Origin of the sequence: Prochlorococcus marinus CUG1435, assembly GCA_017644375.1 — a bacterium.
GTDB classification, from domain to species: Bacteria; Cyanobacteriota; Cyanobacteriia; order PCC-6307; family Cyanobiaceae; genus Prochlorococcus_A; species Prochlorococcus_A marinus_AH.
This window is the reverse complement of record JAEPLP010000001.1, coordinates 774,622-797,459: the sequence shown is the minus strand read 5'-3', so window position 1 is coordinate 797,459 and position 22,838 is coordinate 774,622. Positions and strand designations below refer to the sequence as shown.

General features: G+C 31.7%; 26 protein-coding genes and 1 tRNA gene. 12 read left to right on the top strand and 15 right to left on the bottom strand.

The window, feature by feature from the left end:
- Window positions 1-64 precede the first annotated feature (64 nt).
- Window positions 65-1,009, top strand: a complete 945-nt coding sequence (locus JJ844_04445) for a LysR family transcriptional regulator (GenBank protein ID MBO6974926.1) — start codon at window positions 65-67, stop codon at window positions 1,007-1,009.
- A 6-nt stretch (window positions 1,010-1,015) separates the two neighbouring features.
- On the opposite strand, the gene JJ844_04440 is transcribed toward JJ844_04445, so the two are convergent.
- Window positions 1,016-1,639 carry a DUF3172 domain-containing protein gene (locus JJ844_04440; GenBank protein ID MBO6974925.1) on the bottom strand — a complete coding sequence of 208 codons (624 nt, stop codon included), beginning with the start codon at window positions 1,637-1,639 and terminating at the stop codon, window positions 1,016-1,018.
- Window positions 1,636-1,983, bottom strand: coding sequence for an NAD(P)H-quinone oxidoreductase subunit M (ndhM, locus tag JJ844_04435; protein ID MBO6974924.1), 348 nt, complete (start codon window positions 1,981-1,983; stop codon window positions 1,636-1,638). Before ndhM ends, JJ844_04440 begins: the two co-directional genes overlap by 4 nt.
- Window positions 1,984-2,073: 90 nt before the next feature.
- Between ndhM and pds the strand changes: the two genes are divergently transcribed.
- The gene (pds, locus tag JJ844_04430) at window positions 2,074-3,474 is read left to right on the top strand and encodes a 15-cis-phytoene desaturase (protein MBO6974923.1); all 1,401 of its coding nucleotides are present in this window, start codon (window positions 2,074-2,076) and stop codon (window positions 3,472-3,474) included.
- A gap of 40 nt (window positions 3,475-3,514) precedes the next feature.
- The gene (locus JJ844_04425; protein MBO6974922.1) at window positions 3,515-4,423 is read left to right on the top strand and encodes a phytoene synthase; all 909 of its coding nucleotides are present in this window, start codon (window positions 3,515-3,517) and stop codon (window positions 4,421-4,423) included.
- Here JJ844_04425 and JJ844_04420 read toward each other — a convergent pair whose 3' ends face one another.
- Complete coding sequence (locus JJ844_04420) at window positions 4,424-4,843, bottom strand: RNA-binding protein (protein ID MBO6974921.1); 420 nt, start codon at window positions 4,841-4,843, stop codon at window positions 4,424-4,426.
- 59 nt (window positions 4,844-4,902) lie between these two features.
- Window positions 4,903-6,120 carry a CCA tRNA nucleotidyltransferase gene (locus JJ844_04415; GenBank protein ID MBO6974920.1) on the bottom strand — a complete coding sequence of 406 codons (1,218 nt, stop codon included), beginning with the start codon at window positions 6,118-6,120 and terminating at the stop codon, window positions 4,903-4,905.
- Window positions 6,121-6,134: 14 nt separating this feature from the next.
- Between JJ844_04415 and JJ844_04410 the strand changes: the two genes are divergently transcribed.
- A complete protein-coding gene (locus JJ844_04410) occupies window positions 6,135-6,386 on the top strand; it encodes a Ycf34 family protein (protein ID MBO6974919.1) in 252 nt (83 codons plus the stop codon).
- A gap of 9 nt (window positions 6,387-6,395) precedes the next feature.
- Complete coding sequence (locus JJ844_04405) at window positions 6,396-7,052, top strand: molecular chaperone (protein ID MBO6974918.1); 657 nt, start codon at window positions 6,396-6,398, stop codon at window positions 7,050-7,052.
- 4 nt (window positions 7,053-7,056) lie between these two features.
- On the opposite strand, the gene JJ844_04400 is transcribed toward JJ844_04405, so the two are convergent.
- Genes JJ844_04400 through JJ844_04380 form a run of 5 tightly spaced genes read right to left on the bottom strand, consistent with a single transcriptional unit; the run spans window position 7,057 to window position 11,825 of the window.
- Window positions 7,057-7,677, bottom strand: coding sequence for a 1-acyl-sn-glycerol-3-phosphate acyltransferase (locus JJ844_04400; GenBank protein MBO6974917.1), 621 nt, complete (start codon window positions 7,675-7,677; stop codon window positions 7,057-7,059).
- 5 nt (window positions 7,678-7,682) lie between these two features.
- Window positions 7,683-8,579, bottom strand: coding sequence for an ACP S-malonyltransferase (fabD, locus tag JJ844_04395; GenBank protein MBO6974916.1), 897 nt, complete (start codon window positions 8,577-8,579; stop codon window positions 7,683-7,685).
- Window positions 8,580-8,597: 18 nt separating this feature from the next.
- A complete protein-coding gene (locus tag JJ844_04390) occupies window positions 8,598-9,605 on the bottom strand; it encodes a ketoacyl-ACP synthase III (GenBank protein ID MBO6974915.1) in 1,008 nt (335 codons plus the stop codon).
- 54 nt (window positions 9,606-9,659) lie between these two features.
- Complete coding sequence (gene plsX, locus JJ844_04385; protein MBO6974914.1) at window positions 9,660-11,078, bottom strand: phosphate acyltransferase PlsX; 1,419 nt, start codon at window positions 11,076-11,078, stop codon at window positions 9,660-9,662.
- A complete protein-coding gene (locus JJ844_04380; GenBank protein MBO6974913.1) occupies window positions 11,079-11,825 on the bottom strand; it encodes a response regulator transcription factor in 747 nt (248 codons plus the stop codon).
- 108 nt (window positions 11,826-11,933) lie between these two features.
- Between JJ844_04380 and radA the strand changes: the two genes are divergently transcribed.
- On the top strand, window positions 11,934-13,286 hold the full coding sequence (gene radA / locus JJ844_04375; GenBank protein MBO6974912.1) for a DNA repair protein RadA: 1,353 nt from the start codon (window positions 11,934-11,936) through the stop codon (window positions 13,284-13,286).
- 5 nt (window positions 13,287-13,291) lie between these two features.
- Here radA and JJ844_04370 read toward each other — a convergent pair whose 3' ends face one another.
- Window positions 13,292-13,813, bottom strand: a complete 522-nt coding sequence (locus JJ844_04370; protein ID MBO6974911.1) for a photosystem I assembly protein Ycf3 — start codon at window positions 13,811-13,813, stop codon at window positions 13,292-13,294.
- A gap of 121 nt (window positions 13,814-13,934) precedes the next feature.
- On the opposite strand from JJ844_04370, the gene JJ844_04365 reads away from it, so the two are divergent.
- From JJ844_04365 to JJ844_04355, 3 genes are read left to right on the top strand one after another with little or no spacing between them, the layout of a single operon-like run.
- Window positions 13,935-16,229 carry a cation-translocating P-type ATPase gene (locus JJ844_04365; GenBank protein ID MBO6974910.1) on the top strand — a complete coding sequence of 765 codons (2,295 nt, stop codon included), beginning with the start codon at window positions 13,935-13,937 and terminating at the stop codon, window positions 16,227-16,229.
- Window positions 16,230-16,871 (top strand): dTMP kinase, encoded by a 642-nt coding sequence (locus JJ844_04360; protein MBO6974909.1) that lies wholly within the window; start codon window positions 16,230-16,232, stop codon window positions 16,869-16,871.
- A complete protein-coding gene (locus tag JJ844_04355; protein ID MBO6974908.1) occupies window positions 16,864-17,832 on the top strand; it encodes a DNA polymerase III subunit delta' in 969 nt (322 codons plus the stop codon). Before JJ844_04360 ends, JJ844_04355 begins: the two co-directional genes overlap by 8 nt.
- On the opposite strand, the gene JJ844_04350 is transcribed toward JJ844_04355, so the two are convergent.
- Window positions 17,829-18,611, bottom strand: a complete 783-nt coding sequence (locus JJ844_04350) for a response regulator transcription factor (protein ID MBO6974907.1) — start codon at window positions 18,609-18,611, stop codon at window positions 17,829-17,831. The two genes, JJ844_04355 and JJ844_04350, sit on opposite strands and share 4 nt — an antisense overlap.
- 404 nt (window positions 18,612-19,015) lie before the next feature.
- Between JJ844_04350 and JJ844_04345 the strand changes: the two genes are divergently transcribed.
- Complete coding sequence (locus JJ844_04345; GenBank protein ID MBO6974906.1) at window positions 19,016-19,375, top strand: hypothetical protein; 360 nt, start codon at window positions 19,016-19,018, stop codon at window positions 19,373-19,375.
- Between the two features lie 214 nt (window positions 19,376-19,589).
- On the opposite strand, the gene JJ844_04340 is transcribed toward JJ844_04345, so the two are convergent.
- The 3 genes from JJ844_04340 to JJ844_04330 form a co-directional block, all read right to left on the bottom strand.
- Window positions 19,590-19,661 (bottom strand) — tRNA-Asn (locus JJ844_04340).
- A 49-nt stretch (window positions 19,662-19,710) separates the two neighbouring features.
- A complete protein-coding gene (locus tag JJ844_04335; GenBank protein MBO6974905.1) occupies window positions 19,711-20,385 on the bottom strand; it encodes an ABC transporter ATP-binding protein in 675 nt (224 codons plus the stop codon).
- Window positions 20,386-20,394: 9 nt separating this feature from the next.
- Window positions 20,395-20,667, bottom strand: coding sequence for a hypothetical protein (locus JJ844_04330; GenBank protein ID MBO6974904.1), 273 nt, complete (start codon window positions 20,665-20,667; stop codon window positions 20,395-20,397).
- A 152-nt stretch (window positions 20,668-20,819) separates the two neighbouring features.
- Between JJ844_04330 and cysK the strand changes: the two genes are divergently transcribed.
- Entirely contained in the window at window positions 20,820-21,788 is a 969-nt protein-coding gene (cysK, locus tag JJ844_04325; protein ID MBO6974903.1) for a cysteine synthase A, read from the top strand.
- Window positions 21,789-21,804: 16 nt separating this feature from the next.
- Window positions 21,805-22,482, top strand: coding sequence for a DnaJ domain-containing protein (locus tag JJ844_04320; GenBank protein MBO6974902.1), 678 nt, complete (start codon window positions 21,805-21,807; stop codon window positions 22,480-22,482).
- Between the two features lie 28 nt (window positions 22,483-22,510).
- Here JJ844_04320 and JJ844_04315 read toward each other — a convergent pair whose 3' ends face one another.
- Complete coding sequence (locus JJ844_04315) at window positions 22,511-22,744, bottom strand: NAD(P)H-quinone oxidoreductase subunit O (GenBank protein ID MBO6974901.1); 234 nt, start codon at window positions 22,742-22,744, stop codon at window positions 22,511-22,513.
- Window positions 22,745-22,838: the final 94 nt, after the last annotated feature.

Below are 22,838 nucleotides of genomic sequence, written 5' to 3'. Positions count from 1 at the left end.
AATTTTTGTTCTTAACAAGAATGCTCCTAAGCATTAGAATTATAAGAAATTGTAGGCATAATAGATGCCAGAATTACCTTTTACACTCGACCAATTAAGAATATTAAAAGCTATAGCAGCTCAAGGAAGTTTTAAAAAAGCTGCAGATCTCTTATATGTAACCCAACCTGCAGTTAGTTTACAAATTCAAAATCTAGAAAAACAACTTGAAATCACTATTTTTGACAGAGGTGGTAGAAAAGCTCTCTTAACTGAAGCAGGAAGACTACTACTTGAGTATTGCGAACGCATTTTGAATCAATGCGATGAAGCTTGCAAAGCAATTGAAGATTTAAATAGCTTAAAAGGTGGAACCCTTGTTATTGGAGCCAGTCAAACAACAGGAACTTATTTAATGCCAAGAATGATAGGACTATTCAGACAAAAATATCCTGATGTATCTGTTCAGCTTCAAGTCCATAGTACTAGAAGAACTGGATGGAGTGTTGCCAATGGACAAATTGATTTAGCTATTATTGGTGGACAATTACCGAACGATTTAGAAAATTTACTTCAAGTTATTCCTTATGCAACAGATGAATTAGCGCTTGTTTTACCTTCTAAACACCCACTTTCTACCAAAAAAGAACTTTTAAAAGAAGACTTATACAAATTAAATTTTGTGACATTAGATTCTCAATCTACTACCAGAAAAGTGGTTGATAAACTTCTTCAAGATTCTGGACTTGACATTCAAAGATTAAAAATTGAGATGGAACTTAACTCTCTTGAAGCAATAAAGAATGCAGTTCAATCAGGTTTAGGAGCTTCCTTTTTGCCAGTCGTTTCTATTGAAAGAGAATTATCAGCTGGAACAATCCACAAAGCTTACCTTGCTGATCTCGAAGTCAAAAGAGAGCTGAAACTAATTACTAACCCCTCAAGATATACATCAAGAGCATCAGAAGTCTTTAAAAAAAATATTTTGCCGCAATTTGCTAGTTTAGAAAGCCCGTTAAGGCAAATATAAATTCCATCAGAATTGAATCGCTTCTTTGTTAATACCTACACCTCCGTCTTCGGCTTGTCCATCGCCTTTTATTATAAATTTATTTTCATTTACATCAGTCTGATAAACGCACTTAACTATTGGCTTATCTCTTATGGAACCAATATAAGCAAAAGTATTCATTCTTTGCTTACATTCTCTTACATCCTCATTACTAATTGCGCCCTGCTTTTGTAACACTGTCCAATTCTCTCTTCTAATCACACACCCTGGCTGAAGAGCTGGTTGCGTTACAAAACTCGTAGATGGATTTAGAGTCGTATACATTTCAACATCAATTACAAAAGCACTAGCTCCCCATTGCCTGCAAAATTCAGGGTCTGGAACCGCCATATCTAATTGTTGTTGACTTGCTATATTTCCCTGCCCGCCATCGGTTGTACTGGTAATAGCGCTCCCGATACCAACTCCTAAAATTAATACTCCAGCAAGTACGGCAATGGTTCCTGTACTAAAGTTGATCTTTTGTTCAGAAGAAGCAGGCAATCTATTGCTTCTTTGACCATACGAATCCATATCCCTTGGATTTGGAGGATAATAACCTCTATTTGAGCCTCTTCTTGGCCTTCTATTTGATGGTGGTCTATTCACAGTACTTCATTAGTCTTTGGTAAACCCATCGAATAATTCATTACTCTACAATCAGGGTTATAACTAAGCTGACCATTTTGAAGCAAAAATTTTATTAAACCTTCGATTTCTGATCCTATTTTTCGAAGTTCATAATCATCTAAATCCTTCCCTGCTCTATCTTTTATTAATTCATTGAATTTTTCATTTATTCTGTTTAAAGAATCTTTGTTCCAAATAAATTCGTTATCGGGATCTAAATCAAGAGTTAGTTTATTGGGATGAAACTTTAATTCTTCATTTACCACTTCTGCAGTAAAAATTCTTACATGCCTAGTAGTCGATTTTAAAAGCATTTTTTCCATAATTTTACGAAATAATCAACGAAAAAAACTAATATGTTCTAACTTTAATGTAGCTTATTAGTAAGTGTTAATTTATTTCTTGATTTAATAATGCGTGTTGTAATTGCTGGAGCTGGTTTAGCAGGTTTATCTTGTGCTAAATATTTAGTCGATAATGGACACATTCCGATTGTACTTGAAGCCAGAGATGTTTTAGGTGGGAAAGTTGCCGCATGGAAAGATGAAGATGGAGATTGGTATGAAACTGGGTTACATATATTTTTTGGAGCATACCCAAATATGTTGCAACTTTTTAAGGAACTAGATATTGAAGACAGACTTCAATGGAAAAGTCATTCAATGATTTTTAATCAGCCATCAGAGCCTGGAACTTACAGTAGATTCGACTTTCCCGATATACCTGCTCCAGTTAATGGTGTATCAGCAATACTGAGCAATAACGATATGCTTTCATGGAATGAAAAGATTCTATTTGGATTAGGTTTAGTGCCTGCAATGCTGAGAGGCCAAAAGTACTTAGATAAATGTGATACAAAATCATGGACAGATTGGCTAAAAGAGCACAATATACCCGAAAGAGTTAATGATGAAGTTTTTATAGCAATGAGTAAAGCTCTTAATTTCATTGGACCAGATGAAATATCATCTACAGTTTTATTAACAGCATTAAACAGATTTCTACAAGAAAAAAATGGTTCTAAAATGGCATTCCTTGACGGAGCTCCTCCAGAAAGACTATGCCAGCCAATGGTTGATTATATTACTGCTCGTGGTGGGGAAGTTCACATGAATAGTCCATTAAGGCAAATCAACCTAAATGAGGACAGCACTGTTAAAAGTTTTACTGTTGCCTCTTTAGATAAAAACCAGAAGAAAGAGCTAACGGCTGATGCTTATGTAAGTGCAATGCCTGTAGATCTCTTCAAATTAATGATCCCTAAACAATGGAAAGGTTTAGATACATTTTCTAAATTAGATGGTTTAAATGGTGTGCCAGTCATTAATATCCATCTATGGTTTGACAAAAAATTAACAGATATTGATCATTTATTATTCAGCAGATCACCTCTCCTCAGTGTTTACGCAGATATGAGTATCACCTGCAAGGAATATGAAGATCCAAATAGATCAATGCTTGAATTGGTTTTTGCCCCAGCAAAAGATTGGATAAATAGGAGTGATCAAGATATTGTTGATGCAACTATGGAGGAACTCAAAAAATTATTCCCAACGCATTTCATGGGAGACGATAAAACAAACTTACGAAAATATAAAGTAGTCAAAACTCCAAGATCTGTTTATAAGGCAGTTCCTGGATGCCAAGAGTTCAGACCTAGTCAAAAATCTCCTATAAAAAACTTCTTCTTAGCAGGTGATTATACTATGCAAAAATATTTAGCATCTATGGAAGGAGCTGTTTTAAGTGGTAAATTATGCGCGGAATCAATTAATAAAGAGTATTCCAAAACTCCTCAAAATGTTTCTTTATGAGATTTACATTCCAGTAATTTAAAAATTCATCTAAACCTTTTTGAAAAATTCAATTTCTCAACTTGATCAAGCATACGAGATATGCCGAAAAGAAACCCAAAAATGGGCTAAAACCTTTTACTTGGGTACGCTCCTTTTACCATTAAAAAAAAGAAAAGCTATTTGGGCTATTTATGTATGGTGTAGAAGAACTGATGAAATAATGGATAGCTTGGAAGCTTCAACCAAATCCCAAGATGAACTTTCAGATAATTTAGATGCATGGGAAGAAAATACAAAGAACGTGTTTAAAGGCAATATTCAGTCTGAATTAGATGCAGTTCTATTCGATACAATCGAAAAATATCCACAAAGTATTCAACCTTATTTAGATATGATAGAAGGTCAAAGGATGGACCTTAATAAATTTAGATACAAAAATTTTGATGAGTTAAAACTCTATTGTTATAGAGTCGCAGGGACGGTTGGTTTAATGACCCAAAATGTTATGGGGATAGATAGTGCTTATACATCAGCCCCATGGAGTGCCAAGCCTGACCCCTCTGAAGCTGCTATAGCTTTAGGTATAGCAAACCAACTAACAAACATATTAAGAGATGTCGGAGAAGATAGACAAAGAGGGAGAATTTATCTACCTCAAGAAGATATTAAGAAGTTTAATTATTCTGAAGAGGAACTTCTCAAAGGTGAAATCAACAATCAGTGGAGGGCTTTAATGAATTTTGAATTAAAAAGAGCTCGAGATTGGTTTCAAAAGTCTGAAGATGGTATTAAGTGGTTGTCTTCTGACGCAAGATGGCCAGTATGGACATCTCTACGTCTTTATAGAGGAATCTTAGATTCTATTGAAAGGTTAGACTACGACGTCTTTAATAACAGAGCTTTTGTAAAAAATTCAGTGAAAGCTTTTGAGATTCCTATATCTTTTTTAATTTCTCGCATCAAATAACTAAGCAGGTGTTTTCTGATTAGCTAACAAATCTTTTAATTTTGATAGTTCTCCTGCCCATCTTGGATCAGGAGCTTCAAGATTAGGGGCGTCACTATGGACAATTTTCTTGAAATCTTTCCTCTTTTTATTCTTATTTAAGTTCCCGCTATTTTTTTTATTTGAAGCAGAATCTTTCTTTTCAGATAGCTCTACTCGTAATTTAGAACCATTGAATTCAAAACCGTTTAATTTTTGAATTAGTAGATTAGCATTCTCTTCATTGTTTGTTGTCGCGAAACCAAACCCCCTACATTCTTTAGTTTCCTTATCTAAAACTGCTTTAAATCTAATCGAATCAGAAACTGATTTCAAAAACGTATCAAATTCTTTTGGATTAAATCCTTGTGGTAAGTTGCCAATGTAAATGCGAATGCTCATAAATTTTTTAAAGATGATTTTGAAGTCTGAACTTCTAAACAAAACTAAGCTATGTGTATTTAATCACATTTTGGCGCATTTTGTTCAATCCATTGCTTTGCTTTATAAATAGCTTCATCAAAATTATTCAACCTTTGATATGCAAGCTCCTTTGAAAGAAACTGTAAAAGCTCTCCTAAGATAGGACCATCCTTTATATTGAAATTTTTTTTGATTACATCACCATTAAGTAAATTTGAGGGATGAAATAATTTATCTTCCTTGTCACGCCATCTGTTTAACCACTCGAAGCGCAAATTTTGTGGCAAATAAAAGATAAAAGATGGGAAAAACGTCTCTAATTCTTGATGTAATTTAAATCTATCTAATTCATTTAATTGAGCGATATTTTTGTTCTTCAAAAAAAAGTGCCATTTTCGGAGTAACTTAATTTTTGCAATTTCAACTTTAGTAAATTTAAGTTTCTCTAGAGATACAACATCTAAAATTTGGGCAATAAAAAATAATGGCAAAAATTTCTCATTTTCTTCCTGATCAAGTTCTGAATAATTAATTTGCTCCAATTCCAAAAAAAAGGAATCTTCATATAAATTATCAGAACCAAATATATTAATTTTTCTTACTAGGATGACAGCCTCAAGAGCATTTGCCCCATTTACTATTTTCTGTATTTCATAATTAATCCTCTCTTTAGCTACAAGATATAATTTACCTTTATTTTTTTTTATAAAAGTAAGTAGATTGGCATCAATTTTTAAATTCAATTCTGAAACAAATCGAAAACATCTTAAGATTCGTAAAGGATCATTTAGTAAATTTATTTCTGAATATGTTCTTAGAATAGAGAGCTCTAAATCTTTAAGGCCATTTAATGGATCAAACAAACACTTCTTGTCGAATAAAAAAGCAATGGAATTAATCGAAAAGTCTCTAGAACGCAAATCTCCCTCTATAGTTGATGAAACCTGATTAGCAATATCAATATAAATATTATTAAGAACAATTCTCACCACTTCTCTTTTATTATCTAAAATTATAAATTTAGATCCAGTATTATCTGCAATCTTTTTCCCAATTGCTATAGCATTTAAAGGTACCACAATATCAACGTCTATATCTTCAGTTACCCTTCTCAAAATAATGTCCCTTATATAACCACCAACCAAATATGATCCATTAGGTAGAAAAGCCAAGATAGAATTCCAATTATGAAATTTTATACTTTCTTCTAATTCATCAATTATTAGTGTATGATCTGTGAGAATACTTCTTTTCATTTTATTTATTAATTATGTGCATTTGCATCAACTGTAAGTGGGTTGATAGATGCATCACTTATCATGATGTTGAAAATAATCATGGTGTTGATAATATTTGTGATGTACCTGATTTTAAAGCAAAAAAACCATACATTCATGTCAATTTAGTTAGAGATAAAAATGGAGATTATAAAACTGATTGGGATGTTCAATCTTGTGAAAGTTTTTCAAATGAATTTGGTAAATGGTCTAAATGTAATCCAGGAATGGAATTACCTGTTTAAGGGTAATAGATGACACAAAATTGCAAACAAAAAGAAAGTCACCATACATTAGTGATTCATAGTACAGACAATTCTTTTGGATTTGGATACAGAAAAAACAATAACCAAAAATCTGATGAATTTTTCATAAATAAATTTGATAATGATCTATGTAACAAATTAATTATTGAATTTAACAAATTTATTCCAAAAAAAAATTTACAAAAAGTCAATAAAATTTCTGTAAGCATAGGGCCAGCGAATTTCAATGCTTCAAGACTCATTGTAGTTTTAGCAAGAACTATCTCACAACAACTTAATTGTCCTCTAGAAAGTTTTAGTTCATTTGAAATCATGGCAAAGAGAATTGCATCGCAAAATAATATTTTTTTAAACAATCAATCATTCTGGATTTACAAAAAATTAAAACGAAAGGGATTTATTGCTGGCAAATATGAGATTTCTCATAACGACGAAGAAAAAAATATGGATCTAATCATTCGAGAAACGGTTTCACCAAAATTTATTAAAGAATTAGAGACTAATGATCTTTTTTTTGAAGCTAATCATAAGGAGGAAGAAGATTTAAGAGAATTATTAGATTTATCAAGTAAAAATTTATTAAATACAAACGTAAATTCATGGCAACAAGTTTTTCCTCTCTACCCTATTTCTCCAATTAACTAAATATTCATCCAATTAAATTGTTAATACTATCTTTAAGTTGCAGTGTTACAGAATTTAAATCATCTCTCGATGAACTTTGCGGTGGCTTAACTGGTTTTCCCACTCTAATAACTATTTTGGAAAAGAAAGGGATGCAGAAGTTAAATCTTATTAGTTTATGTGAATTAACTATTGCAACTGGCAATAATAATTTTTGATTTTTGAAGGCTATTAATGCAGCTCCTTTTTTTGGCTTATTAACTCGCCCATTTTTTTGACGAGTACCATCAATGAAAATTCCAATACAATTGTTATTTGATAATTTTTCACATGCTGTTTTAATAGTATTTTTATCAGCAATTCCCCTTTTTACAGGATACGCTCCACAAGCCCTAATAACAAAACCAAGAATGGGAATTTGAAAGAGCTCTGCCTTAGCCATAAAAGATATATTACGTCTAAGAGCATGACCTAAAAAAGGGGGGTCTAGTAAAGAACCATGATTAGAAACCATTATAAAAGAATCATTTTGGGGAATATTTTCTTTACCTATCAAATGACCTTTGAATACCAATTTATAAATAGGTAATACGAATAGTTTGCTTACTAATTGATAAATTAATTTTTGAAAAATATCATTTATCATAAGAATTAATAAGTTATTTGATCAGACGATGAAACTTGAGAAATTTTTACATCCTTCAAATGTCTTTTCACTAAACCGCTAAGTACATTAGAGGGGCCAATTTCAACAATATGAAGATCACGATCTTTTGCCATTAAATCCATAGTTTCTCGCCATCTGACCCCATTACACATTTGATTATCCAATCTATTTTGAAGCTCATCTGGATCGCTACACAGTGTAGGTTTATAGTTACTTATAACTGGACATGAAGGATTTTTAAATTCAATATTTTTTAAATACTTAGAAAATTTTGCTGAGGGCTCATTCATGAATGGTGAATGAAAAGCTCCTGAAACATTTAATTTCAGGAATCTTTTACAAGAAATATCTCTCGATAAATTATCTAATGATTCATTAGATCCCGATAAGACAACTTGGGAAGAGCTATTATCATTAGCAATTACGATATTATCAATTTTTTGTACTAATGAATCTAGTTGATTTCTATCAAAACCAATTACTGCTGCCATAGATCCCTCTCCAGCATTTTCCATTAATTGAGATCTGACTTTGATAAGTGATACACAATCTTCGAATGAAAAAACATCCGCACAATATAGTGCCGTAATTTCTCCAAGACTATGCCCAGCAACATAAGTTGGTTTAAAACTGTTATCTTTTAATGCATCTAATAAAATAGATTCGACTAAAAAAAGACAAATTTGTGTATTTCTTGTATTATTCAAATCATTAATTGGATTTATTTGGTCAGAATTTGACTCACAAATTTCAAATAAATTTCTCTCAAATATCTCAGAGGCATAACTAAACCTCTCTTTAGTATTGGGCAAACTTTCAATCTGTTTTGCCATTCCAATTTTTTGTGAGCCCTGTCCAGGGAATACCCATGCAACTGTCATAATGTTCTTATTTTGTTTTTAACCCCATTTAATCAGGGCTGCACCCCAACTTAGCCCAGCACCAAAACCACTCATAGCAATAATATCATTTTGTTTAATTCTGTTATTTCTAATAGCCTCATCCATCATTAATGGAATTGTGGCTGCCGAAGTATTGCCATATTTTTCTAAATTACTTAGTATTTTTTCTCTTGGAATTTTTAACCTATCTCCTACAGAGTCCAAAATTCTTTGATTAGCTTGATGTAATACAAGCCAATCAACTTCATCAGAAGTATAATTCATTTTTTTAAACAAATCTTCAAGAATAATAGGAACTTCTCTAACTGCAAATTTATAAACTTCCTGACCATTCATTTGAATTGGAGAAAAACCTCCACTTAAAAAATCAATATTATCAATTATTGAATCCCTGTAATTTTTTGATGGAAGATTTAGAAAAGAACCTCTATCACCGGCAGTTCTCATATCAAAACCAACTAAATTATCAAAATCACTTGTGGCTTCAATTGCTAATGCACCCGCACCATCTCCAAAAAGAATGCAACTTCTTCTATCATTCCAATCAACAAAGCTTGATAATTGATCTGCTCCTACAATAAGAGCCCTTTTGAAATTTCTTCCTTTTAGAAATTGAGAAGCTGTTATTAAGGCGAATAAAAAACCACTACACGCCGCTGTCAAATCGAAAGCTACAGCATTATTAGCCCCTAATTTAGCTTGAATGGATGGCGCTGAACCAAATAAGTCATGTGGGGTAGAAGTGGCTAGGATGATCAAATCAATTGTTTTAATATCCCAATTAGCCATTTCAATTGCAGTAAGTGCAGCCTTATAACCCATCTCAGCGACGTTATCTCCTGAGCCAGAAATTCTTCTCTCAGAAATACCGGTTCTAGATTTTATCCATTCATCACTCGTATCAACCTTTTGACTAATTTTTTGATTGGTTAGTATTTGATCGGGTACATAACTTCCACTTCCTTTAAATGAGACTCCAATCTGATTAGGCTTTATTCCTTCCAAAAGAGTTTTTTTAATTACTTATATAAGTCAAACATAAATTAGACGAAATATGTTTTAAGAATTTAAAACTTGAAGCTTTTGAAGTTGATTTAAATTTTCCATAACATTATGATTTACTGCCGAGTGAGCTAAACGTAGAGCGCTTACTACTGATAAAGACTTACTACTTCCATGGCCTATCACACAAATGCCGTTTACCCCAAGTAGTAAGGCGCCACCATGTTCGGCATGATCTAACCTTTTCTTAATTCTGAGTAAATTACTTTTTAAAAAAGCTGAACCAACTTTTCCACGCCTACCTCTTGGCAGCTCCGATCTCAAAATATCTAGTAGAACACCTCCTACAGACTCAAGAAATTTTAATAATATATTTCCCGTAAAACCATCACAAACTACTACGTCGAAACTACCTGATAATACATCTCGACCTTCACAATTACCTGCAAAATTAAAACTTTTTTCATTAGACAATAGTTCAAATGTTTTTAAAGATAAATCATTACCTTTGCATTCTTCTTCTCCGATATTTAAAAGACCAATTTTTGGGTTTTTTACCTGCAAGACGTCTTTTGCATAAATATTGCCTAGAAGGGCAAACTGATGAAGATAAGAAGGTTTACAATCGGTATTTGCACCAACATCTAAAACTAATACAGGTCGAGTTTGATCTCTTGTAGGAAATAATGCGCCTATAGCGGGTCTTTCAATCCCTTTTAATCTTCCAATTCTAAATATGGCAGAAGCCATCATTGCTCCTGAATTTCCCGCTGAGTAAACTGCTTGTGCCTTATTATTTTTTATTAAATCCATTGCAACATTTATACTTGCGGTTTTCTTCTTTCTTACTGCAGTGGCTTCTTCATTCATTCCAATAGGATCTCCACTATCAATTAATTCAAGACGATTATTTTCTATTTCTTTTTCTAGTAATTCTAATAAACCAATTTTTTCTGCTGCATTTTTAACATTTTGAATTTTGCCAACAAACTTTATATTTATGGGGAATCTGCTTATCGCTTCAAGACATCCCTCGAGAATTGGCCCAGGTGCAAAATCTCCCCCCATACCATCAACTGCAATCCAAATCCTACTAGATTGCGAGTCTTCCACCTTATTCAAAAGGTTGTCACTATTTTGTAATCTTTTTAATGGGTCAAAAACTAATGGCTGTAGTGTATTTTTAGCTAATGTACTAGCGTTTGAAACTACACTGCTAGCAGTATTCACAACAGATTCAGCACTTGAAACTACATTACCTGCAACATTACCCGCAACATTACTAGCGACATTACTAGCTGTGCTTACAACAGATCCAGCACTTGAAACTACGTTACCTGCTACATTACTAGCCGTTACTGCAGAACTGGCCGCAGTATCTACTATTGAAGTTACAGCAGAGTTTCTTTTATACCAAATAACTAATCTTCTAATAGCTCTTGACTTGTTAATTTTATGTACAGTGTCTTTCACCATTTACTTACCATCAAAAGGAGAAATATCTACAATTCTTTGAAAAAGATACCCAGTACCTCTTGCTGTTAATATCAATTCAGGATTTGCAGGATCAGCCTCCAGTTTTGATCTTAATCTTGATATATGAACATCGACTACTCTTGTATCAACATGTCTTTCTGGTGTATATCCCCAAACTTCTTTTAAAATCTCTCCCCTACTAAATGGTTCTCCTGACCTACTCACCAAAAGCTCAAGGAGGCTAAATTCCATACCAGTTAATCTAATTCTCTCATCACTCTTAAAAACTTGTCTTCGATTTGTATCAATTTTTATATCAGTAACCAAAATTAAACCAGAATTAGGCATACCAGGGATTTGTTCTTTGTCGATTCTTCTAAGAACACACCTTATTCTTGCTTCTAGTTCCTTGGGACTAAATGGTTTAACAACATAATCATCAGCGCCTAATTCTAAACCCGTTATTCTATCTGCCACATCTCCTAATGCGGTTAACATAACAATTGGAACATCAGAATCTTTCCTTAATTCTTGACAAACTCCATAACCATCTAACTTGGGCATCATAACGTCAAGTACTACTAGATCAGGGTCATAATCTTTAAATAACTTTAGTGCTTCTTTACCATCACATGCAGTTACAACTTTGTAGCCAATCATGGAGAGACGGGTCTCCAGAATTCTTCTAATACTTGCCTCGTCATCTGCGACAAGGATTGTTTCTTTAGTTTGACTAGATAGAGCCATTTGTTTCTATTAGCTAATCAGTAAGAGAATTTATTATTTACCTAATCTAACTTGTAGAGGGGCAATATCCCAAGCATTTTGAATCCATTATTTTTTTTTTGAGACTAAATGTCTAGCAAATTATCGACTTTTATTTGTCAAAATTGCGGAGCCGAAACTTCTCAATACTTTGGGAAATGCCTTAATTGCAACTCATGGAATTCCATTGTTGAAGAAATAAAAAGTAAGACCTCTAAATATCAAGAGAAAAAAAATAGTAAAAAATCTATACCGTTTCATGAGATCTCATCAAAAAAAATATTAAGATTTTCGAGTGGTTTTAGGGAATTCGATCGAGTTCTTGGAGGTGGAATTGTACCTGGATCTGTTGTTTTACTCGGAGGAGAACCAGGTATAGGTAAAAGCACATTAGTTCTTCAATCAGCAGGGAAAATATCTCTCAATGAAAAAGTGTTATACATAACTGCTGAAGAATCCCTAGAACAAGTAAAAATTAGATGGGAAAGATTAAATCAAAATAGTATTGATTTAAAAATTTTTGCAGAAACTAATTTATCTTTAATTATTGAAGAGATCAAATGTGTCAATCCAAGCTTCGCAATTATTGATAGTATTCAAGCCATCCATAATCATGAAATGCAAAGTTCTCCAGGATCTGTTTCTCAAGTTAGAGAATGTTCTTCTGAGTTGCAAAATCTAGCCAAAGATAATAATATAGCGCTTCTAATAATTGGTCATGTAACTAAAGATGGTGCTTTAGCTGGCCCTAAAACTCTAGAACATTTAGTTGATACAGTAATAAACTTTGAAGGAGATAAGATTTCATCTCATAGATTACTAAGAAGTATAAAAAATCGATTTGGATCGACCTTTGAAATTGGAATTTTTGAAATGCTTGAAGAGGGTTTACGTGAGATAAAAAACCCAAGTTCAATTTTTACAAATAAAGAAAATATTTCAGGTGTAACAACTACGATTACAAATGAAGGCACTCGGCCATTAGCAGTTGATATACAAGCACTGGTAAATAAAACTTTCTACAGTAACCCAAGACGAACTACAACTGGAATAAGCATAAATAGATTGCATCAAATTCTTGCTGTCATTGAAAAACACGTAGGGATAAAATTATCTGAGTTTGATTGTTATGTAGCTACTGGTGGAGGTTTTGAAATTAATGATCCCTCATCTGACTTAGGTGTAGCAATATCAATTTTATCGAGTTTGAAAAATATTCCTCCTTTGGCTAGTACCTCATTTATTGGGGAATTGGGTTTGAGCGGTCAAGTTAGAAAATCGAATAACCTCCGGATAAAGATAGAAGAAGCTGTAAGACTAGGAATTAAAAATATCGTAGTGCCAAAACTAGAGGAGGAACTAAATAATAATTTTCAAGAATTAATAAATATCAAAGAGATATCCAATATTAAAGAAGCAGTTGATTATTCTTTATCAAAATAAAAAAATCAAAGGTACATATCAATTGAGCTTCTGCCTGAGTTTTTCAACCAATTCTCAATATCTAGATACCCACCTGGATATAACCTAACTGCTTTAGACCAGACTTCAGCAGCTTTATCAAACCAAATATCTCTCTGATCTAAATCACCATTTTGCTCAGCATATCTTCCCCTTTTTTCATAAATTAAACCTATATTTTTGAGGCATGATGGCTGTTTAGGATTTTCTACTAGTGCTTTTTCATAAGTTTCAATAGACAAATCCTCTTCTCCGTTACTCATATATATTATTGCCATATTTTTTAAAGTCTCACCCCTATCAATTTTATTTTCTTCAAGCAATAAACTCTCTTTGTAATACTCTAATGCTTCCGAATAATCCCCATTATTTTGTGCGGCTAAGCCATCTCTGTAATAGATATATGCCTTTTTTTCTTTCTCTGCAATAGGCATTATTTTTACAATAGATTCAGCAATTACAGTAAAAGCTTTATCAATAAAATTGTCTCTGTTTTGATTACTAGGCACCGCTCTAAAACTAATAAAATTAATATAGTAATTTAAAAAATAACTATTTAAAAAGTCTATTACAATTATTATTATAATTAAAAAATAGGCAGAGCATTAATTTGCTTCAATCGCGAAAAATATGGAAAGCATTCAATTAAGCATTACAGGAATGAAGTGCGGAGGTTGTGTGAGCACTGTTGAAAAAATATTAAAAAATTCTGATGGTATTGAAAATGTTTCTGTTAACTTACTAACTGAAAGTGCATATTTTGAAATTACCCAGAAACATATAGAACTAGAAGCAGTTCTCGAAAATCTAAAAGAAAATGGTTTCCCATCAAAGATTTACATAAATGATTTTTCAAAAAAAATAAATAAAGCAGAATTAGAAAAAAAAAAGAGCTGGAATAATCAATGGAAAAAACTAACTTTTGCTTTATTACTTTTATTATTTTCAGGTTTAGGTCATCTAGCAGAAGGAAGATATATAAATTTTCCGATATTAGGTAATATATTTTTTCACGCTTCATTAGCAACATTAGCTCTATTATTTCCTGGAAGAGGAATAATTATTAATGGTTTTAAATCATTTTTTAAGAACCGTCCTGATATGGATTCTCTAGTAGCTCTTGGAGTAACTAGCGCGTATATAACAAGTCTTCTATCCTTAATGTTTCCTGACACTGGTTTTCCTTGTTTTTTTAATGAACCAGTTATGCTGTTAGGCTTCATATTGATTGGGCGTTTCTTAGAGGAAAGAGCAAGATACCAAACTGGTTCATCTATTGGAGAGTTATTAGATCTTCAACCTGAAATGGCAAATATCTACACAGAAGATAATCAAATAAAATCAATAAGAGTAAACACTTTAAGACCAAATCAAGAGATTCAAGTTTTAGCTGGAGACAGAGTGCCTGCTGACTGCATTGTTACTCAAGGTAATTCGTATATTGATGTTTCACATATCACTGGCGAATCCAAACCTATCGAGGTAAAAGAAGGCGAAAGTCTATCTAGTGGGTCTTTAAATCTTAATTCAACTCTTAGACTTAAAGTTCAAAAGGTCGGAGGGGATTCTTCTCTTGCAAAACTAGTAAATCTTATTGAGTCTGTAAACGCTAGAAAACCTCGCATTCAAAGAATTGCCGATGAAATTGCAGGCAAATTTACCTACTTTGTCCTTATTTTTGCTACCTTAACTTTCTTCTTTTGGTGGAAGGGGGCAAGAAACATTTGGCCAGATTTATTAAGTCATAATCATCAACTCATAACTCACTCAAGCCATACACTTCATAGTTCGCTTGGTAGTAATGCTGAGAATTTTCTTAGTTTAGCAATACAATTGTCAATTGCTGTTTTAGTAATAGCTTGTCCTTGTGCATTAGGTTTAGCCACCCCAACTGTAATAACTGTCGCATCAGGTAAAGCAGCAAAAAAGGGCGTTTTATTTAAAGGCGGGGACAAAATAGAGATGGCTTCAAAAATTAATCACATTATTTTTGACAAGACAGGTACATTAACAAGAGGTAAGCCATTCATCGTAGATTATAAAAATTATGATGATCATTCTTTTTTATTAAGAATAGCTGCCAGCTTAGAAAAGGAAAGCAGACATCCAATAGCAGATGCGTTGATTCAAGAAGCAAAAAAACAAAATTTAAGTTTATTTCCAATAAAAAAAATTATCACTCATTCAGGCCGAGGTATTTCTGGAGAACTAGAATCAATTGATGGACCTATTAATATTGGAAATATTGAATGGCTACTAAGTAAAGGAACAATCATTGATAGTGATGCCAAAAAAGTAATTGAAAATGAAGAGACAAAAACGAACACTATTATTGGAGTAAGTATAAAAGATAAGTTATTGGGCTTTATCTTCCTAGGAGATTTACTCAGAGATGATTCAATTAAAACAGTGCAAAATTTAAGAAAAAACAAATTTAAAATTAATATTTTAAGTGGAGATAGGAAACAAACAGTTTTAGCTTTAGCAAAAAAAATTGGTTTTAAAGAAAGTGAAGTAAAATGGGATCTTCTTCCTGAAATGAAGCTAAAGACTATAGAAAATTTAAAAATTGATAATAAAGTAGCAATGATTGGTGATGGTATTAATGATGTCCCAGCCTTAGCATCTTCTGACTTAGGAATTGCGGTGGGATCAGGAACTCAAATAGCCAAGGCAAATGCAGATGTAGTATTGATGGGAGATCAACTAAATGGATTACCCTACGCTTTAAATCTTGCCAAAAAAACTATAAGAAAAATAAAGCAAAATCTAACATGGGCTTTTGGTTACAACTTACTAGCTATACCATTAGCAGCCGGCATTTTATTCCCTAAATACGGTATTCTTCTTACTCCCTCAATAGCAGCATTATTGATGGCTATTAGCTCTATTACAGTAGTAATTAATGCTTTATCTTTGGATTAAATGAAAGGAAAATTTATCGTTATTGAGGGTATTGATGGATGTGGTAAAACTACCCAAATAGATGAACTATCTAAATGGCTTCCTAATAGTGGTCTAATAAAGAAAGGGTCTAAATTAATCACAACTAGAGAACCTGGGGGCAGTCTTTTAGGAAAAAAACTTAGAGGACTGATTCTTGATAATAATGAAAATAACAAACCTTCATCTCTTGCAGAATTATTGCTTTATTCAGCAGATAGAGCTGAACACGTTTCCAAAATTATTTCACCTGCTTTAAATAACAATGATTGGGTAATAAGTGATAGATTTTCTGATTCCACACTGGCTTATCAAGGTTATGGAAGAAATATAAATTTAGAAATAATCAAAAATATTGAATCTATTGTTTGTCAAGGAGTATCTCCAGATCTCACTTTCTTCTTAGAAATTTCTCCAGAAGAGAGCTTATTCCGAAGAAAAAATGAAATTCCAGACAGAATAGAATCAGAAGGTATTAGATTTTTAGAAAAAGTAAATGAAGGCTTCAAACTAATTGCCAAACAAAAAAACTGGAAAGTAATATCTGCTTCACAAAATATTAAAACTATTTCTAATCAAATTAAAGAGACTTTGCTAAAGAATTTTTCTAAAAAAAATGATTGAGTTTAAAAAAAATAATTTCTTCTTGAATGAAGAAGCCAATACCTTTCTTAAGAGCATAATTAAAAACAAATCATTGGCTAATGGTTATATATTTTATGGTGCTGAAGGATTAGGCAAAAAGCAAACTGCTCTTCAATTTATAAAAGAAATTTTCAAACAGTCTTCACCGAGCGAAAATGTTGAAGAGAGAATTGCAAACAATAACCATCCTGATTTTTTAATTATTGAACCTGATTCTCTTTTGCTAACAAAAAGTTCAGGAAGTTTCGATCTTGAAAAAAAAATAAAAAGTGGATCTGAGATTATTAAAATTGCTCAAATACGTAATATCAAAACTTTTCTTAGTCAAAAATCAATAAACTCAGAAAAAAAAATTGTATTGATTATTGATGCACACCTACTAAACGAAGCAGCCTCAAATTGCCTTTTAAAAACCTTAGAAGAACCTAGTAACGGAATTTTTATTTTACTAACATCTAAATTAAACCTTCTTTTAGATACGATCATTTCAAGATGTCAAATCGTCAGATTTCGATCTATTTCTAGTAAGCAAATAAAGTCAATTTTAAAAGAATATTTAGATACTTCTAAATTAAAGATAAATACAAAATTAAAATTTGAAGATTTAATAAACTCTGCGAATGGATCTCCAAATCAATTATTGAAAAATATTGAAATTTGGAATGATTTTTCAGATGAAATTATAAGTAAATTGGATTCTCCAATTAAAAATAGTCTGGAAATATTAGAAATATCTAAATTAATATCTGAAAAATTAGAAATTTCTCAACAGATTTGTTTAGTAAATTTAATTCAAACAATTTGGTGGAGAAAAACAAAAAATATTAGTTTAATTAAAAAACTTGAAAATTTAAAATACCTCTTAAGAAAAAACATACAACCAAGGTTGGCATGGGAAATAGCTTTTTTAAAAATTTCAATGGAAAATTTATTAGATTAATCTACTGCAGAATTTATCAAGTCAGGATTTCTTGCATGAATAAACTCTTGCCTAGCAGTTTCCACTTGAGAACCAATAGGTAACTCGAGACAATATCCAGCACCATATACAGTTTTTATATAAAGAGGCTTACGAGGATCAGGTTCCAGCTTAGTTCGTAAGTGTCTAATATGGACTCTTATTGTCTCAATATCATCATCTGGTTCATATCCCCATACTTCTTTAAGTATTAGTGCTGGCGATACAGTTTGACCATGCCTCTGCAAAAGACAGTGAAGCAATTCAAATTCAAGATGAGTTAATCTAACGGGAGATTCAAACCAGATAGCTTCAAATCTTTCCGGAACAAGGGTTAATGGACCATAATTTAAGATTTCTTGCTGGTTACTAGAATTCAATTGTGCTCTATTACTTCTTCTTAATAATGCTTTTATACGTACATGTAATTCTTCTAGATCAAATGGTTTAGTAATGTAATCATCTGCTCCAGAATTAAACCCAGTCACTTTATCTTTAAGGCCACCTAACGCAGTTATCATCATAATTGGGATATTTGATGTTCTTTCATCTCTTCTTAGTCGCTGACATAAAGTTAATCCATCAACACTTGGCAACATAAGATCCAAGAGAATTAAATCCGGGGAGTATTGAAGAGCTAATGCTTGTCCTTTAATACCATCCTCAGCTTTTTGAACATCGAAACCAGAGTGCTCTAAATGCCTAGCAACCAAATCACGCATATCACGATCATCTTCAATTAACAGGATTGAAATTTTCATATCTATGAACTATTAAATTAAAGTTAAGTTTTAGTATTATGATTCTCTCAAGAATTTATGAAGATTGCTGAATTAGTGTAAACAATTTTATCAATCAGATTTATCAATTAACTCAATAATGACAGTGAATTAGGGAGAAATTGCGAGTTTTTTAAAAGTATAAATTTTACAATTTCTTTCGATTCTATTTACTTTTTCTTAATAATCAGAGGAATATTATAAAAAATTGATGACATGATTTAAAGAAAATATCTAATTTGGATTACCATAGTTAGTAATTAAAAATTAAATTAATATAGTGATTCTTGACTCTCAAAAAGGCTTTAATTGAGTTTACGATTTTTGATTTCTTCTGAATGTTTAAACTAATCATTTTGTCTATATTTATAAAAAATTAAGTATTTATGAAAAAAAAGTCATTTATCTATTCTGATCTATCAAAAAAACAACTAGAAAAACTGAAAGAACTTTACATTCAAAAAAAAGTTGAATCGATGAGTCATCAAGAGCTTAAACAATATGTACTAGAAATTATTTCTCATCAAATAAATGACACTATTGACAAAGAAGAAGAAATGGAAGCATGGAGAGAGATGTCAGATTTTTTTGGAGAACAATTTGAGATAGTTATATTAGAAATACAAACAAAATACATTGACGAGAAAAACGCTCTTGAAACAGAAATTGATTATCAAAAACGAAGGATAGAATTATTAGGAAGAAATAATTTAGATCAAGAAAAAAAAGATATGTGGGATGACTAGAATTTGCTGAATGGCCTAAAAGCTCAAAATATAAAATAAAAATATGACTTAATTTTAAAAACATAATAGTCAATCAATGAACTTTTTTCGCCTATATAAGAATTTAGTTAATGTTCTAACAACTGTTCTAATAACTGTTCTAAAAAAAGAGCTCAAAGAAATAAAAAGTCACCTTTATTAGGGTGACTTTAGATATCTTTTTGAAATTTATAAACTCCCCGGGCGGGATTCGAACCTGCGACCAATCGATTAACAGTCGATCGCTCTACCGCTGAGCTACCGAGGAATATAAGATGAATTTAACTCTTTAAAGTGCCTTATGACAAGTAAAAAAGTTAATTATATTGAAATTTTGATGGTTCTTGCCAGCTAGATAAAAAACCATTTTCCAACTCAGCTACTGCATCAGCATAAATTAATTCTTCATAACGATGAGTTATCCATAAGGCGGCTAAGGGTTTTTTATGATCACTTGTTAGATTTTTAATAGTTTTTAAAACTTTTAATTGGCTGGTTTGATCCAATAATGCTGTCGGTTCATCCAATAGAATAAAATCTCTATTACTAATAAGAGCGCATGCAATAGTAAGACGTTGTTTTTGACCACCGCTTAAAGTATGAACTGGCCTTTTTTCAAAACCAGTCATTCCTACCAGATCAAGCACATATTCAATTTTTTTATTAATTTCATTTTTACTTAAATTTTGATTAATATTTATTAGAAGTTCACTACTGCAATTTGGCATCAATATTTGATGATCAGGGTTTTGAAACACCATGCCAATATTTGCTTTTAAATCAATGACGCCATTTTTGGGTTTGATTATTCCATTAATTAATTTTAAAAGAGTACTTTTTCCGCTCCCGTTTTTACCTACGACCATCCAAAATCCAGGTTTTTTTATTGAGAAGCTACATTTAAAAATTAAATTCTCTTTTTTCCCGGGATATGCAAAAGAAACATCTTTGAATTTTATATAAGGTATTTCATTTTTAAAAGAAGCTCTCATTAAATTCTTCTAATCTATATTTAGAGAAAATCCTGGCCTTTTAGCTCCTCCTGCAACTGATGATTTTTCATACATCTGTACAGAAATAATTTCTTGAGTCCTGACAGTAATTACTTTATCTTGGACTTTGTCACACCTTAATTCAATCAAGTTTGAGGATTCTAAAGTCTCATTCATAGAACTTTTTATTTCATCATAAATTCGTTTAACATCTTCAAATTCTTTCTTCTGAATTGAAAGTGGAAAAGGTGAATATCTCAGACTGAGTTCCAGCGAATACATAATTAGTATAAAAACTACCTTTTATAATAATAAATATTTTTACGCAGAAAGTTATTTAAATTAAATTCTTTTGAGAAAATTATATAAAAGATCTTTAAATACAATTAAGATATGGATAGGAGATTTATTTTTGCAATTTAAATAATCATTTCATGGAAATAGCAAATGATATAACTTCTCTGGTTGGAAATACCCCTTTAGTTAAATTAAATCGAATAAGAAAGTACTTTAATTGTTATCCAGAGATCATAGCCAAACTAGAAAGTTTTAATCCATCAGCATCCGTGAAGGATCGTATAGCTTATTCGATGTTATGTAAAGCGGAAGAAGAAGGATTGATAACACCAGATAAAACAACGTTAATTGAAGCAACAAGTGGAAATACTGGCATTGCATTAGCAATGGTGGCTGCTGCTAAAGGCTATAAATTGATATTAACTATGCCAGATACAATGAGTATTGAGAGAAGGTCAATGTTGAGAGCATATGGAGCTGAATTACAGCTAACCCCAGGGGAAGAAGGAATGAAAGGCGCTTTAGATTTGGCTAATGAATTGTCTTCGACCATTGTAAATAGTTACCAATTTAATCAATTTGAAAACTTTGCTAATCCAGATATTCATGAAAGAACAACAGCTCAAGAAATTTGGTCTCAATCCAATAATAATTTAGATGGACTAGTTACTGGAGTAGGTACAGGAGGAACAATTACTGGTTGCGCACGTTTTTTGAAAAAAGTTAATCCAAATTGCAAAATTTATGCTGTAGAGCCTAAAAAAAGTGCTGTGATTTCTGGAGAAAAAGCTGGTTCTCATTCAATTCAAGGAATAGGAGCAGGGTTCGTGCCAAAAGTTCTTAATACTAAATTAATTGATGAAATTATAAAAATAGATGATGATGAAGCATTTTATTATGGGCGTTTATTAGCTCGATTGGAAGGTCTTTTATCAGGCGTAAGCAGTGGTGCAGCTTTAGCAGCAACAATAAAAATCGGGGAAAGGAAAGAACTCATGAATAAAAGATTGATAGTAATTCTTCCAAGTTTTGGGGAAAGATATTTATCAACAGCAATGTTTGAATCGAATACCTCAATTCAAGCCAGAAAAGATGGTTATCTTTAATCACTGATTTATAAAAATGGAAAAAAATTTATATGAAGAATTAGGCCTCAAAAAAAATGCAACCAAAAGTGAAATTAAATCTTCATATCGCTCTTTAGTGAAGCAACATCATCCTGATGCAGGCGGAAAAAAAGAACGATTTCTTGCAATACAAAATGCCTGGGAAACACTAAATGACCCTATCAAAAAAGAACAATATGATAGAAATTTTTTCTCTTCCAGTTCATCATTTGATTCATTTAATGAAAATTGGGAAGAGAAATTTAATTCAAAAAAATATAATTCGTCAATTAAAGATAAAGAAGTTGAAACATGGATTAAAGAAATTTTCACTCCTATCAATAGATTAATTAGCCAAATAATTAAACCTTTGAACAACGAAATAAAAGAACTATCTGCAGATCCATATGATGATCAACTAATGGAAAATTTTTGCAGTTATATAAGTCTTTCTCAAAAGAAAATAGAAAAAGTTGAAAAAATTTATAATAAAAAAATTGTTCCAATTTCTATTTCAGCTTTAGGCCTCGATCTGTATCATTGTTTTTCACAAGTTAAAGAGGCACTATCAGAATTTGATAGATATACACAAGGATATGTAGATGATTATTTATTTGGTGGTAAAGAAATGATCAAAGAAGCAAAAAGAATCCAATCAAAGATGTCTATAGAGAAAAAAAAGAAAAACTTTTAAATATAAAAATTTCTAAATATAAAACTTCTTAAATATATTCTTTAAGTTGATCTAATTTCAACCAAACATCTGGAACAGGCCTGCGCCATCGAACCTGAGCATATTCATCTTTGACTGAAAGAATTTCTCCTGGACCTTCAAAGACATAATTAGGTAGATCATTATCACTGGCTAGTGCCTCGATACTTTTTATATAATTTTCCCTATCGACAAAAACCAAGCTTCCTTTCTTGAGAGGTTTCATTGGAATTGAATCTGTCATGATAAAGTTAACCAAGTTATTTTGAAATTTATTATACAAAAACTTGTTTGATAAATATTTAAAAAAATTGATAAGAGAATAATAATTACAAACT